We start from the raw sequence: 17,452 nt of genomic DNA, 5'->3' as shown, positions 1-17,452 counted from the left end.
ATTATATACGGCTTAAATAAAACAGCTGATATGGAATGTATAATGAGAAACCAGCAGATATGAAAGGAGGAGATTCGATTTTATAGAAATTTCAAAAAGTGATGCGAAAATGTTAAAAGGAGCAGCTATATTACTCATGTTGTTACTTCACCTGTTTGGTAGGAAAGAAGTTAATGGGATGTATGAAAACTTTATAACAATCAATGGAACGCCGCTAGTTTACTACTTGGCATTATTTGGAGATGCATGTGTACCTATATATTGTTTTGTAAGTGGTTATGGTTTATATGTAATTTTTTATAAAGAACAAAGATTAAATGTAAATAGAAACTGTATACGTATCTTAAAACTATTAATGAACTATTGGATAGTGCTTGTTCTATTTGTTGTTGTAGGATTTTTTTCAGGTAAATCAGAGGTTTTCTCAGGTGGTATAATAAAGTTCCTTCTCAATGTCTTTGTACTATCATCTTCATATAATGGTGCATGGTGGTTTTTACAGACATATATTATTCTTGTCTTTTTAGCACCGTTATTGACTAAATTGGTGAGGAAATATAATTCATTAAGTTTGTTACTGGTTTTTGGAACTATATATTTAGTGAGTTATATTCAACGTATAAAAAATGTTTTGGATGTTGGGCATCATACAATTCTAGGTATGTCAGTAAATGCCGTGGTATTGGTTGGTACATCTTTACTTCCATTTATTGTAGGTACTATTTTTGCGAAAGAAAAAATTTATTCGAAACTATATAATAAATTTTATGACATGTCTTATAAGAATACACTTTGTGCTATAGGGATAATCATGTTAATAGTTTTACATGCTTTTTATGAATCTATGATTATCGCCCCTTTTACGGCTATTGCATTTATTAGTTTCTTTATTCTTATGAATAAGAGTAGTGTTATACAACATATATTAGCTTTTTTGGGGGATCATTCGACAAACATATGGTTGACTCATATGTTTTTTTATATGTCAATTTTTCCAGAGCTTATATTTGCACCTAGATATCCAATCATAATTTTTATTTGGTTGATAACGTTATGTATTGCTTCATCGTATGTAATAAATTGTATATATAAACCTGTAGTGCGAATGATTGACAAAAAGAGTTTTATTGTACGTGATAACCAAAGAGCGATTGAATAGTTTTTTTACGAATTTAATTGTAAATAAATGATAGGGATAAAAAGTGATTTTGAAAAGTGAAATCAACAATAAATTTAAGAGGAACTAAATGTATAAATAAAAAAGGAATTAAAAAATACGAGGTTTAAATTTTTTTCTAAGATGTATAGTGAAATGAAGTAAGTTTGTAATGAATGTTTTTTTGTCTATTTATCTTTGAAAAAGGCATTCGTAAAAATTTTAGCAAGGAGTATGATTATTAATGAAGAGACTCTTTGATATACTTATTTCTTTATTATTATTATTGTGCTTTTGTCACGTTATTCTTTTAGTAGGAGTCCTAGTTAAGTTTAGAATAGGCTCACCTATTCTATTTAAACAACAACGTCCAGGACTACATGGACAGCCTTTTTACCTTTACAAGTTTCGTACGATGACTGATGCTAGAGATAGTGATGGCGAGCTGCTATCTGATTACGTTAGATTAACTAAATTTGGGGAATTTCTTAGAAAATATAGTTTAGATGAATTACCACAATTAATAAATGTGCTAAAAGGTCAATTAAGTTTGGTGGGTCCTCGACCATTATTAATGGAATATTTGCCTTTATATTCGAAAGAGCAAGCTAAAAGGCATAATGTAAGACCTGGAATCACTGGGTGGGCTCAAATTAATGGAAGAAATAGTATCTCATGGGATGAAAAATTCAAATTAGATGTATGGTATGTTGAGAATCAAAGTTTTCTTTTAGACTTGAAAATTTTATATCTGACTTTTAGTAAGGTTTTAAAGTCAGAAGGGATAACAAATAATAAGCATGTGACTATGCCAGTTTTTAAGGGGGGAATCGAGCGTGGTGGAGAATGAAATGAATATTTTGTTTACTAGCTCAGGTAGGAGGGTTGCCTTAATTAAAAAATTCAAGGAAGTACTTAAACAAGAAGGAATCGAAGGGAAAATCTTTACTGCAGACTTAAAAGAAACTGCTCCTACCATTTACTTTAGCGATAAGCATTTTGTTGTTCCGCGTGTAAATGAAGAAGGGTATATTAATGAATTATTAAAGATATGTAGATCTGAAATGATAAAACTAATAATTCCGTTAATTGATACGGAATTAATCCTTTTGGCTAATAATGCGAAGGTTTTTGAAAGTATCGGTGTAAAAATACTAGTTTCTAGTTTGGAATTAAATAAAATAGCTAATAACAAAAAATACACATATAACTTCTTTGTTTCTAATAATATTCCAACGCCTAAAGTATATAGTGATGAAGAAATTGAAAGGAAAGAATATCAATTTCCATTATTAATTAAGCCATATAATGGAAGTTCTAGTAAAGGTGTAACAAAAATTATGAATGAAAAGGAATTAGAATTCTTCAAGGAGTATATACCTAACGCTATGATACAAGAATACGTTTCAGGGGAAGAATACACTATAGATGTAATGGTAGATTTCAATGGAAATATAAAAACAATTGTTCCTAGATTGCGTATAGAAACACGAGCGGGTGAGGTAAGCAAAGGAATGACCAAAAAGGATTTTGAAATCATTAAAGCTGCAGAAAATGTAATTCAGGCACTTCCTGATCCTGTTGGCTGTATAACTTTACAATGTTTTAAAAAAGAAGATGGGGAAATTAAGTTTATTGAAATAAATCCTCGTTTTGGTGGAGGGATTCCATTATCCATAGAGGCGGGAGCAAATTTTCCGCTTTGGACAATTAAAATGTGTCAGGGGGAAGTTTTTATAGATAGGGACTTTAATTGGAGAGAAAACTTAACGATGCTTAGATATGATGAAGCGGTTTTTATGGAGAGTATTTAAGATGGTGATTAAAGCAATTGTTTTTGATATGGATGATACTTTATATAAAGAGAAAGATTATGTTGTAAGTGGTTTTAAAGCAGTGGATGATTGGATTAAAGAGAAGTATAAGAAAACTGGATTTTATAATATTGCAATTCAATTATTCGATTCGGGGGAAAGAAGGTTCGTGTTTAATGAAACACTAGAAAAGTTAAACATTCCTTACGATGAAAAATTGATTAGTAATTTGATAGAACAGTATAGGTTTCATAAACCAGATATTCAATTGTTGGATGAAGCGGATTGGGTACTAAATAATTTAGTTAATACCGTTAAAATAGGACTTATTTCAGACGGATATTTAGTTGCCCAAGAAAAGAAAATTAATGCATTAAAGTTAAAAGAGAGATTTCACTCAATAATTCTCACTGATGAGCTGGGAAAAGAATATTGGAAGCCGAGCCAAATTCCTTATGAAAAAATAAGTAAGGAACTACAGGTTCCACATCAGCAGTGTGTTTATATAGGAGATAATTTAAGTAAGGATTTTATAACTGCGAAGAAACTAAATTGGATAACAATTCATATTAATAGAGAAGATGGGATTTACCATAATCTTATAGTTGGGCAAGATTATAAAGCACATTATACAATAAATGATTTAAGAAGACTCCCTGATATACCTGTATTAAAGCATATGTTTTTAGATACATAATTTTAAAAATATGTATAAAGGATGTGTTCATATGCAAACCATTCAGCATAAAAAACGAATCTATCTTTCCTCACCGCACATGAGTGGAAATGAACAAAAATATATTCAAAATGCATTTGATACAAACTGGATTGCCCCTCTTGGTCCAAATGTAGATGAATTTGAAAGAGAACTTGCATCTTTTGTAGGAGTTAAAGGTGGGGCTGCAGTTAGTTCAGGTACGGCTGCTATTCATTTGGCTTTGAGACTATTAGATGTTAAAAAGGGAGATACAGTGTTTTGTTCAAGTTTTACTTTTGTAGCGAGTGCGAATCCAATTGTTTATTTGGGAGCTGAACCGGTGTTTATTGACTCGGAACCGGAAACATGGAATATGTCACCGCAAGCGCTAGCGCTTGCATTATATGATGCTAATAAAGCAGGGGAATTACCGAAGGCTGTTATTCTTGTTCATTTATATGGTCAGAGTGCTAAGTTAGATGAAATTCTTTCGCTTTGTAATCAATATGATGTTCCTATAATTGAGGATGCAGCAGAATCTCTAGGTTCTACATATAAAGGAAAAGCGAGCGGTACTTTTGGGAGGTTTGGGGTTTATTCATTTAATGGAAATAAAATCATTACAACTTCAGGTGGTGGAATGCTTATATCAGATGATGTGGAAGCATTAGTGAAAGCAAAATTTTTAGCGACGCAAGCAAAGGATCCAGCACTACATTATGAACATAGTGAGATAGGTTACAATTATAGAATGAGTAATATATTAGCTGGTGTTGGGAGAGGGCAATTAGAAGTTTTAGAAGATAGAGTGAGGACTAGAAGGTGTATATTTAATCGGTATTATGAAGAATTATCTCACATACCTGGATTTTGTTTTATGCCGGAATTAGAAAATACTCGCTCGAATCGTTGGCTTACAACTATGATGATTGATGAAAAGGAATCTGGTATCTCTATTGAAAAATTATTGACAACCTTAGCAGAAGAGAATATTGAAGCACGTCCTACTTGGAAGCCACTACATATGCAGCCACTTTTTAAAGAAAGTAAGTATTATTCTCATCAGAAAGATAATGATGTATCTAAAAGATTATTTGAACAGGGGGTTTGTCTCCCTTCGGGTTCCAATATGATGGATGAGGATCAACGGAGAGTTATTCAGGCTATAATAAATATTATATAACATGGAATAATTCAAAGAGAAATAAATAGGATAAAAAATGTTGGACTCATATATTTGTTCCATTAAAGTTCATTATAACGAACTTTAATGGAACTTATTTGGTGATAATTACCATTATCGTGTTGACGTAGAGAAAATATAATGATAACTTTAACATATCTATACCCCGATTCGTTAGTGAATCAGAGAATTTAATCAATTAGGTGTTAAAAAACCTATACGTTCTTTAAAAAGAACGTATAGGTGAGTTGCATGAAATAAATAAAACATTTTTAGTAACTTGTTGTATAAGAGGTGGGAAAAATGAGCGCTATAACTGGCATTATTCACTTTAATAATGAAGCTGTATCAATTGAACATGGTACACGATTAATGAGTGACTTACAAAAGTACCCTGCTGATGATATTCAAATATGGCACAAAGAAAACGTTTTCCTGGGATGTCACGCACAATGGATTACACCAGAGTCAGTTGGTGAACAATTACCCTTCTATAATTATGAAGAACAACTGGCAATTACAGCAGATGCTATTATTGATAATCGTGATGAGTTGTTTGAAAAATTACAAGTAGATTATGCTGATAGAAAAAACATGACAGATAGTGAGTTGATTTTACTCTCTTATCAGAAATGGGGAGAGGCAACACCGAAATATTTGGTGGGCGATTTTTCCTTTATGATTTGGGATGAGAAAAAACAAATTCTTTTTGGAGCTAGAGATTTTTCTGGGAGCCGAACACTTTATTTTTATCGTAGTGAGAACAAATTTGCTTTTTGTACTATTATAAAACCGTTATTTACTCTACCATATGTTGAGAAAAAATTGAATGAGCAGTGGATTGCTGAATTTTTAGCTATACCTGTAAATTTTGAATCAGTAGATCCACAGCTAACGGTCTATAAATATATAGAACAGGTGCCTCCATCACACACTGTTTTGGTGAAAGATGGCAAAGTTGAGTTTTCGCGATACTATATACCAACTGCTGGAAAAATGCTTAATTTAAAATCAAATGAAGAGTATGAAGAGGCGTTTCGAGAGGTGTATCAAAGTGCAGTGAAGGTACGTTTACGAACACATCACCAAGTAGGAGCTCATTTGAGCGGAGGGCTAGACTCAGGGTCTGTCGTTAGCTTTGCTGCAAAAGATTTACGTGCTGAAAATAAAAAATTACATACGTTTAGTTATGTCCCGGCAGAAGGATTTGAAGATTGGACACACAAAGGTAGGATAGCTGACGAAAGACCATTTATTCAATCGACTGTACAATATGTAGGGAATATACAGGATTATTATTTAGAATTACCGGAAAGAAGCCCATTATCGGAAATTGATGATTGGTTGGAAACAATGGAGATGCCGTATAAATTTTTTGAGAATACCTTTTGGTTGAGGGGAGTTTATGAAAAAGCATCTCAGCGTGACATAGGAGTACTCCTTAGTGGTCAAAGAGGTAATTGGACAGTATCATGGGGGCCTATTTTTGATTACCAGGCAATGTTATTGAAAAAGCTACATTGGATTCGGTTTTATCGTGAACTATATTTATATAGTAGAAATATAGGAGTGAAAAAAGCACGTGTTTTTGAAGTGGTAAGAAGAAAGGCATTTCCGTTTTTGCATCAGTTACTTTCTTCAGAGGAACAAGATGTTTTTCCTATAATAATCAATCCGGAATTTGCAAAAAAAATGAATGTTTTTGATAGGCTCAAAGAACAGGATGTTGATATAACAGGTACCTTTATATCAAATGCATATGACATGAAAAGAGAACAATTTGAAAAACCTTATTATTGGAGCATAAATGGAACGTATGAAACGAAATTATCGTTACGTTATGCTTTATGGGATCGTGATCCTACAAATGACTTACGGATTATTCAATTTTGTTTGTCAGTCCCAGAAGAACAGTATGTTCAAAATGGTTTAGATCGATCTCTTATTCGGAGAGCCACAAAAAATTTCCTTCCGGATAAAGTACGATTAAATCAACGCGTTCGAGGTGTTCAGGGTGCAGATGGTGTTTATCGTATGACTCCTTTTTGGAATGAATTTATTGAGGAAGTTCAAGAACTTAGTGTAGATCCAATAATCTCTGAATTTCTAAATGTAGAGGTAATTAAGAAAGCTATCTCAAAAATATGTAAAGAACCTCGACCAGAATATGCATTTGATTTAGATTTTAGAATTTTAATGCGTAGCTTAATCTTCTATCGATTTATAAAAAATTTAATATGAAAGGGGGTGATATGTATGAAAAAGGAATGGAAACAACCTGTATTAGAAGTACTTAATATTAATATGACTATGGCGGGGCCAGGACATAAAATTCCTGACGCAGTTCAACCTGATCCAGATGATCCAGTGAAGTATAGTTAAGTCATTGGAAAAATAAAGCTCTTATATAGTTTTATTATATAAGAGCTTTCAAAAAAAATTGACAATGTGGGGTGAATAGGATGATCGATTCGATGGGAAATGTGTTATACAAAGCCTTCGGGTTAAAAATAGTAAGTGAAGTCCCATTACCCGAGTTGTCTCAGCTGAATGAAAAGAAAGAGATGACAGATGTTCAAATTGAAATAACTGATTTATCTGAACGATGGGGTAGATATGACGAATCACAGCAAAAAACCATTGTAGTGGAAGATGATGTAGTGATGTTTCATGTTCCTCAAACTGCAATATTTTCTATCCAAGCGGGCGAGAAAATTACTTTTTCACCTATGCCAGAGGCGAAAGAAGATAAAATTCGATTATACATTCTGGGAACTTGTATGGGGGCACTTTTAATGCAACGGAAAATACTTCCATTGCATGGGAGTGTAATTGCCATAGATGGGAAAGCGTATGCATTAATTGGTGATTCAGGAGCTGGAAAATCAACGTTAGCCTCGGCTTTTTTGAATATAGGATATCAGCTTTTAAGTGATGATGTAGTTGCTGTGTCTCTTTTGAATAAAAATACTGCAATAGTTCATCCTTCTTACGCACAACAAAAATTATGGCAAGAGAGCATAAATGAGTTAGGAATGGAAGTAGCGCAATTTAGCCCTTTGTTTGAAAGAGAAACGAAGTATGCTGTTCCTGTGAATTCTCAATTTTCCCCCGATCCATTACCTCTTGCTGGTGTTATTGAATTAGTAAAAACGCAGGGAGAAGATATCGAGATGACCCGTATTGAAGGTCTCACACGCTTGTGTAAATTATACCAACATACTTTTAGGAATTCTTTGATTTCTAAATTAGGATTGATGGAATGGCATTTTGAAACCTCATCTAATATTGCAAGTGGAATGGAAATGTTTCAATTAAGACGCCCGGATTCGAGATTTACAGCTCATGAGCTTGTGCAAGTTATTTTAAATACTATACAGAAAGGGAGTATGGTTGATGGTTGTTCATTCGAGAAAAATATCATTAGAACATAACGTTGTACAGAGTGAAGGTAATATAGTGAGCGATATGGATGGAGAAAAAGTTATGTTAAATGTCCAAAAAGGAAATTATTATAACTTAGGTGAAATAGGCGGAGAAATATGGGAGCTTATTGAAAAGCCGATAATAATTAATCAGCTTGTTACTATGTTAGTATCTAACTATGATATTGAACGAAAAGATTGTGAAGAGCAAGTTCTTTCCTTTTTAGAGTGTTTATTTCAAGAAGGTTTAATTCAAATAAAAGATCAATCTAATAGATAGATTCGTAATTTCAAGAGAACTGTTAGGAAGGAATTAATGAATATTGTGAAAAGGTTAAGAGTATTTTTATCACTGAACACGGAAACAAAGCTTTTATTTTTAGAGGCTTTTATTTTTTTAGGATGGGCGCGTGTACTAAAAAGTATTACCTTTTCCAAAGTTGCACCTTCTTTAGGGGATTACATGAACGAAACATCAGTTGCCCAAATTCAGCCACACGGGGATACACTAAAGAAGGTGTCTGAAGCTATTTCTATTATGAGTCGGTATACTTTTTGGGAAAGTCAATGTCTCGTTAAAGCTATAGCTGGGATGAAAATGCTTGAAAAACGTCACATTGAGAGTACTCTTTATTTAGGAACTGCTAAGGATAGTCATGGGGAATTAATTGCACATGCATGGTTACGGAGCGGTTCTTTTTATGTTACTGGATCAGAAGGAATGGAGAGATTTACTGTCGTTGGATCATTTGCAAAGAGGCTAAGTGAGGACATTATTAAAGGAGAATAAAATGGAGAAAGATTTTGGTCTTAATGTAGAGTTCATGTCTAAGGAATTGAAACTTCTTTTTGCAATTTTGAAGTTACAAGATGACGAAACAGTGCAAACTTACAGTAATGAATGGTTTTTGGATATTGATTGGGAGGTATTTCTTGAGCAAGCTGTGCATCATCGCGTTTATCCGGTGATATATCAAAAACTTAAACAGGTGGATGAGGAACTAATTCCTTCACATATTGTACAAACCTTGAATAGAAAATATAAAAAAAATACATTTCAAATGCTTTATTTAAGTGCTGAAATGGAACGAATAAATAAACTATGTAATGAAAATGAGATTCGTATGATTTTTTTAAAAGGACCTGTACTATCTCAGGACTTATATGGAGATATTTCTTTACGAACATCCTGTGATTTGGACGTTCTTATTCCAATTCAAAATTTAGAGGAAGTAGAAATACTACTTTTAGAGCAGGGGTATGTAAAAGATGATTATATTCAAACGATATTAAATGATTGGAAATGGAGGCATCATCATATAACATTTTTTCATCCAATAAAGCGGATCAAAGTTGAAATTCATTGGAGGCTAAACCCCGGACCGGGTAAAGAACCTGGGTTTGAAGAGCTTTGGGGAAGCAAAAGAAAAAGTACCCTTACGAGTAATTCTGTATATATGTTAGGGAAGGAAGATTTATTTTTATTTCTTGTATCTCATGGTGCTAGACATGGTTGGTCCAGATTACGGTGGTTAGTAGATATAAAAAAAATTGTCGATCAAGATCTTAATTGGAGTGAGATTCATAAATTAATGAGAAAATATCAAATGCTTCATTTAGGAGGACAAGCATTAATTTTGGCATCTCAATTGCTGGGTGTACGACTAGATGAAAGAACGATGGAATTAGTAGCGAAAAAACATTCAAAGCAGTTAGCTCAAGAGGCGTTGTTTTATTTCAAGCAAATGATAAACTTGCATACCGACCCTGTCCCTGAAGAAGTACTTACTTATCATAGTCGACATTTATTTTCACTAATGTCTAATCAGCAAAAGATTTTATATATTATGAGCCAACTATATCCTTATCCAATTGATGCAAAAACATTACCGTTACCTAAATTCCTTCATTTTTTATATTTTCCTTTACGTCCGTTTTTATGTCTTTGGAGGAAAACAAAGAAGCTTGCTTTGTTATAGGAGGGATATCAATGAATCATATTATATATTTTATGAAGAAATTATACTCTTCAGCGGGAAAAATACTGTATGTGAATTTATTTGGTATGGTTTTAATAAGTTTACTTGAAGGGATAGGTATTATTTTATTAATTCCTATGATAAGTATGACTGGAATAATTAATATAGGCGAGGAGACTACTTTTATTGCACCTGTCTATAGATTTTTGCAGGATTTTCCTAAAGTAACAAGTCTAGTTTTCATTTTAGGTATATATATACTAATAGTGTTAGGTCAAAATTTACTACAAAGAAATATAACGCTAAGGGATGCGAGAACGCAACAAGCTTTTGTACGAGAATTAAGAATAGAAACATATAGTATGATTTTAAAAGCAAAATGGAGTTTTTTTTTAGAGAAAAGGAAAACAAATCTAATAAATATATTAACTACAGAATTAGCTCGTGTAAGTTATGGGGTTAATTTAATTTTACAATTGTTAGCTGCTATTCTGTTTACATTTATACAGGTGGGGATTGCGTTTTTATTATCTCCCCAAATAACTATATTTGTTTTGGTCTTTGGCTTATTATTCTTGGTAGCTTCTCGTGTTTTTATAAAAAAAGCACGAATACTAGGCGGTAAGACCTCAGAATTGGCAAAAGACTATCTTTCTGGTATAACAGATCATTTCAATGGAATTAAAGATATAAAGAGCAATACTTTGGAAGTATCACGTTTGGATTGGTTTCAATCTATAACAAAAAAGATGAGTAGCGAACAAATGGAGTATATGAGAATAAGATCAAACTCTCAATTGTTTTATAAAATTTCAATGGCTATATTAATTGCATTTTTTATATTTTTATCAGTAAATATGTTTCAAGCGCAAACTACCCAATTACTATTAATCATCCTCATTTTTTCCAGACTATGGCCGAGATTCATGACAATTCAATCAAATTTAGAACAACTGGCTGCAAGTATTCCTGCTTTTAAGTCATTATGGGAATTACAAGAGGAATGTAAGGAAGCAATTGAAATGCAGGATATACATCAGCAAAAACATATAACTCCGATTTGTATAGAGCGAGGTATTGAGTGTAAGGATGTTTACTTTCGTTATAATAAGCAAGAATCTTTATACGCACTTCAAAATATTAATGTGCAAATTCCAATAAATAGTATGACGGCCATTGTGGGGCATTCTGGTGCGGGAAAAAGTACATTAATTGATGTTTTAATGGGATTAATTCAACCAGAAAAAGGTCAAGTGTTAATAGATGGTATTCCACTTACAACTGATAATTTATTGTCATTAAGGCGGGCTATTAGCTATGTACCACAAGATCCCTTCTTATTTAATGCAAGCATAAGAGAAAATTTATTGATGATTGAACCGAATGCAAGTGAAGAACAAATTTGGGATGCATTAGAGTTTGCGGCCGCTTCTGAATTTGTACGAACGCTTCCAAATGGGCTTGATACATTGATTGGGGATCGAGGGGTGAGGCTTTCGGGTGGTGAACGCCAGCGGCTTGTACTAGCACGGGCTATTTTAAGAAAACCGTCGATTTTAGTATTAGATGAGGCTACGAGTGCATTAGATACTGAAAATGAAGTAAAAATTCAATCAGCAATAGAAAGATTGAAAGGAACGATGACTATTGTTGTTATTGCGCATCGCTTATCTACTATACGCAACGCAGATCAAGTTATTGTCTTAGGAAAAGGTGAAATTGTTCAAATAGGTGAATTTAATCAATTAGCTAAAGAAAGAAAAGGTGTATTTCGAAATTTATTAGGGTCACAAATGGAAGTGGGTTCATAGAGGAGAAAGAGTGAATGAAGTTTTGTATTCATGCAGTTCGAATCGAATAAAAGCTCGAGTAATGATCAGTTTTATAACAGGATCTTATTCGGGCTTTTATATATATGTTTTCTAAATTTTGGGAATGAATATAATTAAGTACCTTGCAATGAACAGTACCAAGTGGTATATTATGGATGAAACAGGTACCGTGTACTGAACAGTACTAAAATAAGAAAGGGGGATTGTCCTTGAACGTTCAATTTAAAAAAGGTGTGTTAGAACTATGTGTTTTGGCACTTGTGAAACGTAAAGATAGTTATGGTTATGAACTTGTTCAGCAAATTTCAAATAAATTTTTAATATCGGAAGGTTCTGTATATCCGCTATTACGTCGTTTAACGAAAGAGGAATATTTTCAAACATATTTAAAAGAATCCACGGAAGGACCGCCCCGTAAATATTATCAACTAACAGAGCAAGGAGAGAGGCAACTTACTTTATTAGTAACAGAGTGGCGCGATTTTGCTAAAGGTGTTCAAGAAATTATTGAAGGGGTGGAATGGGATGAGTAAAGAACGGTTTCTTAAAGAATTATCAAGTTATCTTAGGAAGTTACCAGAAGAAGAGAGACAAGATATTTTATTCGATTATGAAGAGCACTTTCAGTTTGGGATAGAAGAGGGGAAAACTGAATCAGAAATAATAAAGGGTCTTGGCTCTCCGAAAGTAATTGCGAAAGACTTACTTGCGATGTATCGATTTGATGAAATGAAAAAAGATCCGTCGACTTCAAATGTAACAAGAGCTGTCATGGCAGTGGTTGGACTTAGTTTGTTTAATTTTATTATTGTGTTAGGCCCGTTAGTTGCAATTATAGCTTTTATATTTTCCTTTTGGGGCGGTGGAATTGCTAGTGTAGTGACACCATTTTTCGTTATTATAAAAATATTCATGGGTACGTTTATATGGTTGGATCTTTTCGTTAGTATAACGTTTGTTGGAGTAGGTTTGTTGTTATGTATTGCAGCTTATTATAGTACGAAGTGGTTTAAAAGATTGTGTGTACGATATGTAATATGGAACTTCAAAATGATAAAAGGGGAGTAGATGATGAAAAAAGTATTATTAGTAGCTATCGCTTGTATCATTATTGGGGTAATAGGAATTTCACAAACATATGAAAAGGCAGTAAAAACTGCAGAAAAAGGCGATAAAGAAGAAGTAATTAAAAACGAAACACTAAAAAATATAGAAGTTAAGTTAGATGCTGGGGATATCATTGTCCAAAAATCACCTGATTCCACTTTTTATGTAAAGCAATCAGGTGATTTACGTAAGCAAGAGATTCGTATTGTGGAGGATGGTGACACATTAAAAATTAAAGGAGAAATAGAGAAAGGTGTCTCATTTGATTTTTCATTTTTCACTTTCAATTTTCAAACGCCTACAGTGACTATACTTGTGCCTGAACGTTCTTACCAAGGGATAAAAGTGAATTCATCCGCTGGACAAGTAGAAATAAGTGATGTGAAAAGTGATCGCGTAAGTGTTGGAACACTCGCTGGAGAAGTAGATTTGAAACATGTAACAGCTAAGAGTGTGGAGGGATCTACAAAAGCTGGTGAGGTGAGCTTTAAAAAAGTAATAGGGAAAGTAACAGCAAAAACGGCTAGCGGGGATGTAAATATTATGGATCATGATCCTAAATATGATGCAGAGGCAAGTTCAACTGCTGGCGATGTAGATATTACTTTGTTGGAAAAACCACAAGATGCAGTTATAACGGGGCAAAGTGCTGCTGGAGACGTGACAATTTTTAATGAAGAAAATCAAAATATAACAATTGGTAATGGGAGTAAAAAAATTAGCGGTAAAACAGCTGCTGGAGATGTTACTATTGAAACGCGTTGATAATTAAGGTAATGCATTCTTTTGAGTGAACGGAAATCTATCAAAATATAAAAAGAAGATAATGCCCTATATAAATAAGGGGATTATCTTCTTTTTATTATTTTTAATGTAAATCACGATATACGCCAATTACTTTTCCGATAACTGACACTTGTTTTAAAATGATAGGTTCTAGAGAAGAGTTTTCCGGTTGTAGACGGAAGTGGTCTTTTTCTTTGTAGAAACGTTTAACAGTTGCTTCGTTATCTTCTGTTAAAGCAACTACAATTTCACCGTTGTATGCAGACTGTTGCTGGCGAACAACAACTAAATCACCATCAAAGATACCAGCTTCAATCATGCTATCTCCAGAAATGCGTAACATAAACACTTGATCTGCTCCAGCAACAATACTAGCTGGAAGTGGGAAGTGATCTTCTACACTTTCGACTGCTGTAATCGGTAAACCGGCAGTAACCTTTCCGACGATTGGAACTTGAATAACAGATTGTGTTTCTGTTTCCATTCGGTTGTCACCTAAAATTTCAATTGCGCGTGGTTTTGTTGGATCGCGTCGAATATATCCTTTTTCTTCTAGTCGTGATAAATGTCCGTGCACTGTAGAACTAGAAGCGAGGCCGACTGCTTGACCGATTTCGCGTACGGAAGGTGGATATCCTTTTTCTTGTACTTTTAGCTTAATAAAGTCGAGAATGTCTTGCTGGCGTTTCGTTAACTTTTCCATGTTTTCTAACACCTCGTTTTCTTTCATTTTTCTTATTATTAAGTATAACATGCGAAAAAACATTCTACAAACATAAGTTCGAACGAAAGGCGAATTTATGATACACTATAAGGAAAATATAGTGAGAAAGCAGGGTTCAAAATGAATGCAATTATTTATGCACGTGTAAGCACAACAAAAGAAGCGCAGGAAACATCATTATTGCGTCAAAAAGATGAATTATTGCATTTAGCTGAGCGTTATCAAATGAATGTTACAAAGGTGATTGAGGAGCAGGCTAGCGGTTATACAATTGAACGTGATGGCATATTAGAAGTGCTAGATACAATTCGCGATGAACAAGTTGATGTACTTCTAATACAAGATGAAACGCGTCTTGGTAGAGGGAATGCGAAAATTGCATTAATGCACTGTTTACATAAAGAGGGAATAAAAGTATATACGCATACGCATAATGGAGAATTAGAACTCTCTGACTCTGATTCGATGGTGCTAGATATAATTGGGATTGTTGAAGAGTATCAAAGAAAGATTCACAATTTAAAAATTAAACGTGGTATGCAAAGGGCGGTAGAGAAAGGATTTCGTCCAGAGAATAATTTAAAAAATCGTCATTTAAGTATAGGACGTGAGAAAAAAGAAGTACCAATTGAGGAAATTGTACGTTTACGCCGGAATGAATTAACTTTTGAAGAAATTGCAGCAACACTTCGTGGTTTTGGTCATGATGTTTCAAAAGCAACTGTACATCGAAGGTATGTAGAATATACAAAGCAATTGCTTGATAAAGAGGACTAACTATTGTATGATAATAATCAGTTTTGAGTAGAAGGGGGATTCGAGATGCCAAGTCAAGTACTCATTGAACGCATTAACTTCTTAGCGAAAAAAGCAAAAGCTGAAGGCTTAACTGAAGAAGAACAACGTGAGCGCCAGTCGCTACGTGAACAATATTTAAAAGGATTTCGTCAAAATATGTTAAACGAATTAAAAGGAATTAAAGTCGTTAACGAAGAAGGAACGGATGTTACACCGACGAAATTAAAAGCTTTAAAAAAGCAAGATAATGCAAAATTAAATTAAAAGATGGGCGCAGCCCATCTTTTTTTATTTGTTAAAATCGTTATTTAATAACTTTCCAGTTGTCATTTTTCGTTGCTTCTATCCTTTTATGCTTCAATATATAGTTAGCGATAAGTTCAGACATATCTGTTGGTATGTCTTTTATTACTGGCTTATTTTGAAACATAAAGAAGTTCCCGCCACCGCTTGCACGATAATTATTCATAACAACGTCATATTCTTCATTCATATTAAGAGAAGCGCCTTTATACTGTAAAGATTCTACTCTCTCGCCAATTGGTTTGGAAATGTTTAATACATACGAAATTCCTTCCCACATATCGTAATTATAGTGTTGCGGCTTTGGTTCTATGTAGGCAGGGTTTACGATGATAGTTCCATCTATATTTAATGTGAAATAAGAAGCAGAGAGTTCAAGGGCATCTTTTATGTCCGCTCCAGTTATTCTAATTACTTTTAATGTATTTGGATAAATATAATTAGAAACGATGTCACGCATTGTTACATATTTCGGGAAACCTGGAGATGTATTATGGAATAAGCTTGTACAAGAAATTGAAACGTTAGCTATATCCATTTGTATTTTATTTATAAATTCAATAAATGGATGGTCTTGCAAACGAGTTTGCATAACATCTGAAATTTGCATGTCCCCATGAATGATTCCGATAGGTTGATCAAGCCATTTTTGTGTATTCTCTTCATAATCAGATACTAATGAGAGAACATCTGGATCTGCCTCAATTCCTTGCACCGTCAACAACTCTGAATAACTTTCTTTTTTTACCCACTTCTGTTCCATTCTTTCGAAGGTTACGGTTATTTTTCCAACTGATTGCCCATTACATCCAGTCTGTAAAATTGTTACACCGTTAGCCGTTGTGTGAGAAATTTCTCGGTGTTGGTGGCCTGTTAATAAAATATCTATACCTTCAATTTCATGACATATTGCATATCCTTGGTTTTCGCCTGTTAACACTTCAGTTGGTACTCCGGTCTGTAAATCACGTTCAAATCCTCCGTGATAGGCTACGACTAGTAAATCTGGTTTTTCATGTTCGCGGATGTAAGAAACCCATTTTCCTGTAGTTTCGAATGCGTCTTCAAATAGTAAATCTTTAATGTGATGGGCTTGTTCCCAATTTGGGATGTAATGCGTTGTTACCCCCAAAATAGCAATTTTCATATTTGATTCGATACGTTTTATTATATATGGTTTCCCGAAATAAGGTTCTTTTATGTTTTTATCTAAAATGTTTGCTGATAGGTACGGGAAGTTTGCAGTATCTACAGCATGATTTAATATATCCATTCCATAATTAAATTCATGATTCCCGATAACGGCAGCATCGTAACTTAAGTGGTTTGCTAATAAGGACATTGGGTTTTTCTTATCCTGTTCGTATGTAGCGTAATGATAAGTAAATGGAGTTCCTTGAATAAAGTCCCCGTTATCGATTAAAAGAACGTTTTTATTTTTAGAACGTTCTTTTTTTATAAGAGTAGAAATTTTAGCTAAACCAATTTCTGCTTTGGAATTATCTTGGTAGTGAATTGGATAAACAGTACCATGTATATCACTTGTTAATAAAATATTTAAAGTTACAATTTGATTTTGATTCAACATCATTCACCTTTTCTATTGTTATCTTTCAATTAATCATATCAAATATATGAAAAGAATTTT

At 33.5% G+C, this 17,452-nt stretch carries 19 protein-coding genes; 17 read left to right on the top strand and 2 right to left on the bottom strand.

Annotated features, from left to right (window positions below):
* The first annotated feature begins 82 nt into the window (after nucleotides 1-82).
* The 15 genes from LUS72_RS17995 (at nucleotide 83) to LUS72_RS17925 (ending at nucleotide 13,958) form a co-directional block, all read left to right on the top strand.
* Nucleotides 83-1,159, top strand: a complete 1,077-nt coding sequence (locus LUS72_RS17995; protein ID WP_420720175.1) for an acyltransferase family protein — start codon at nucleotides 83-85, stop codon at nucleotides 1,157-1,159.
* Between the two features lie 241 nt (nucleotides 1,160-1,400).
* Complete coding sequence (locus LUS72_RS17990) at nucleotides 1,401-2,006, top strand: sugar transferase (RefSeq protein WP_097829150.1); 606 nt, start codon at nucleotides 1,401-1,403, stop codon at nucleotides 2,004-2,006.
* 1 nt (nucleotide 2,007) lies between these two features.
* Nucleotides 2,008-2,970: an ATP-grasp domain-containing protein gene (locus LUS72_RS17985; protein ID WP_373605108.1), complete on the top strand. Its 963-nt coding sequence runs from the start codon at nucleotides 2,008-2,010 to the stop codon at nucleotides 2,968-2,970.
* Between the two features lies 1 nt (nucleotide 2,971).
* Nucleotides 2,972-3,667: an HAD family hydrolase gene (locus LUS72_RS17980; protein ID WP_097829148.1), complete on the top strand. Its 696-nt coding sequence runs from the start codon at nucleotides 2,972-2,974 to the stop codon at nucleotides 3,665-3,667.
* 31 nt (nucleotides 3,668-3,698) lie between these two features.
* Nucleotides 3,699-4,850: an aminotransferase class I/II-fold pyridoxal phosphate-dependent enzyme gene (locus tag LUS72_RS17975; protein WP_264447656.1), complete on the top strand. Its 1,152-nt coding sequence runs from the start codon at nucleotides 3,699-3,701 to the stop codon at nucleotides 4,848-4,850.
* A gap of 303 nt (nucleotides 4,851-5,153) precedes the next feature.
* Nucleotides 5,154-7,091 carry a lasso peptide isopeptide bond-forming cyclase gene (locus LUS72_RS17970; protein WP_264449074.1) on the top strand — a complete coding sequence of 646 codons (1,938 nt, stop codon included), beginning with the start codon at nucleotides 5,154-5,156 and terminating at the stop codon, nucleotides 7,089-7,091.
* A 15-nt stretch (nucleotides 7,092-7,106) separates the two neighbouring features.
* The gene (locus LUS72_RS17965; protein ID WP_016086744.1) at nucleotides 7,107-7,232 is read left to right on the top strand and encodes a paeninodin family lasso peptide; all 126 of its coding nucleotides are present in this window, start codon (nucleotides 7,107-7,109) and stop codon (nucleotides 7,230-7,232) included.
* A gap of 80 nt (nucleotides 7,233-7,312) precedes the next feature.
* Nucleotides 7,313-8,284 (top strand): aldolase, encoded by a 972-nt coding sequence (locus LUS72_RS17960; RefSeq protein ID WP_264447652.1) that lies wholly within the window; start codon nucleotides 7,313-7,315, stop codon nucleotides 8,282-8,284.
* A complete protein-coding gene (locus tag LUS72_RS17955) occupies nucleotides 8,247-8,555 on the top strand; it encodes a lasso peptide biosynthesis PqqD family chaperone (protein ID WP_264447650.1) in 309 nt (102 codons plus the stop codon). The genes LUS72_RS17960 and LUS72_RS17955 overlap by 38 nt, the downstream gene beginning before the upstream one ends.
* Before the next feature lie 36 nt (nucleotides 8,556-8,591).
* Nucleotides 8,592-9,065 (top strand): lasso peptide biosynthesis B2 protein, encoded by a 474-nt coding sequence (locus LUS72_RS17950; protein ID WP_264447648.1) that lies wholly within the window; start codon nucleotides 8,592-8,594, stop codon nucleotides 9,063-9,065.
* Nucleotide 9,066: 1 nt separating this feature from the next.
* On the top strand, nucleotides 9,067-10,254 hold the full coding sequence (locus LUS72_RS17945) for a nucleotidyltransferase domain-containing protein (protein ID WP_264447646.1): 1,188 nt from the start codon (nucleotides 9,067-9,069) through the stop codon (nucleotides 10,252-10,254).
* Nucleotides 10,255-10,265: 11 nt separating this feature from the next.
* Complete coding sequence (locus LUS72_RS17940; RefSeq protein WP_264447645.1) at nucleotides 10,266-12,065, top strand: ABC transporter ATP-binding protein; 1,800 nt, start codon at nucleotides 10,266-10,268, stop codon at nucleotides 12,063-12,065.
* 230 nt (nucleotides 12,066-12,295) lie between these two features.
* Nucleotides 12,296-12,619, top strand: coding sequence for a PadR family transcriptional regulator (locus LUS72_RS17935; RefSeq protein ID WP_264447643.1), 324 nt, complete (start codon nucleotides 12,296-12,298; stop codon nucleotides 12,617-12,619).
* Entirely contained in the window at nucleotides 12,612-13,154 is a 543-nt protein-coding gene (locus LUS72_RS17930; RefSeq protein WP_264447641.1) for a DUF1700 domain-containing protein, read from the top strand. Before LUS72_RS17935 ends, LUS72_RS17930 begins: the two co-directional genes overlap by 8 nt.
* Nucleotides 13,155-13,958, top strand: a complete 804-nt coding sequence (locus tag LUS72_RS17925; protein ID WP_097829138.1) for a DUF4097 family beta strand repeat-containing protein — start codon at nucleotides 13,155-13,157, stop codon at nucleotides 13,956-13,958.
* Nucleotides 13,959-14,061: 103 nt separating this feature from the next.
* Here the strand turns inward: LUS72_RS17925 and lexA are convergent, their stop codons facing one another.
* Complete coding sequence (gene lexA / locus LUS72_RS17920) at nucleotides 14,062-14,682, bottom strand: transcriptional repressor LexA (protein WP_128853760.1); 621 nt, start codon at nucleotides 14,680-14,682, stop codon at nucleotides 14,062-14,064.
* 141 nt (nucleotides 14,683-14,823) lie between these two features.
* Between lexA and LUS72_RS17915 the strand changes: the two genes are divergently transcribed.
* Together LUS72_RS17915 and LUS72_RS17910 are read left to right on the top strand one after the other, a co-directional pair.
* On the top strand, nucleotides 14,824-15,480 hold the full coding sequence (locus LUS72_RS17915; RefSeq protein ID WP_097829137.1) for a YneB family resolvase-like protein: 657 nt from the start codon (nucleotides 14,824-14,826) through the stop codon (nucleotides 15,478-15,480).
* 45 nt (nucleotides 15,481-15,525) lie between these two features.
* Entirely contained in the window at nucleotides 15,526-15,765 is a 240-nt protein-coding gene (locus tag LUS72_RS17910) for a DUF896 domain-containing protein (RefSeq protein WP_264447638.1), read from the top strand.
* A 40-nt stretch (nucleotides 15,766-15,805) separates the two neighbouring features.
* On the opposite strand, the gene LUS72_RS17905 is transcribed toward LUS72_RS17910, so the two are convergent.
* Nucleotides 15,806-17,395: a bifunctional metallophosphatase/5'-nucleotidase gene (locus LUS72_RS17905; RefSeq protein WP_264447636.1), complete on the bottom strand. Its 1,590-nt coding sequence runs from the start codon at nucleotides 17,393-17,395 to the stop codon at nucleotides 15,806-15,808.
* Between the last annotated feature and the right edge of the window lie 57 nt (nucleotides 17,396-17,452).

It is taken from the genome of Bacillus cereus (genome assembly GCF_025917685.1).
In the GTDB taxonomy this organism is placed as follows: Bacteria; Bacillota; Bacilli; order Bacillales; family Bacillaceae_G; genus Bacillus_A; species Bacillus_A cereus_AT.
Note: the sequence above shows the minus strand (reverse complement) of the source record. Positions and strands in the feature narration are given on the sequence as shown.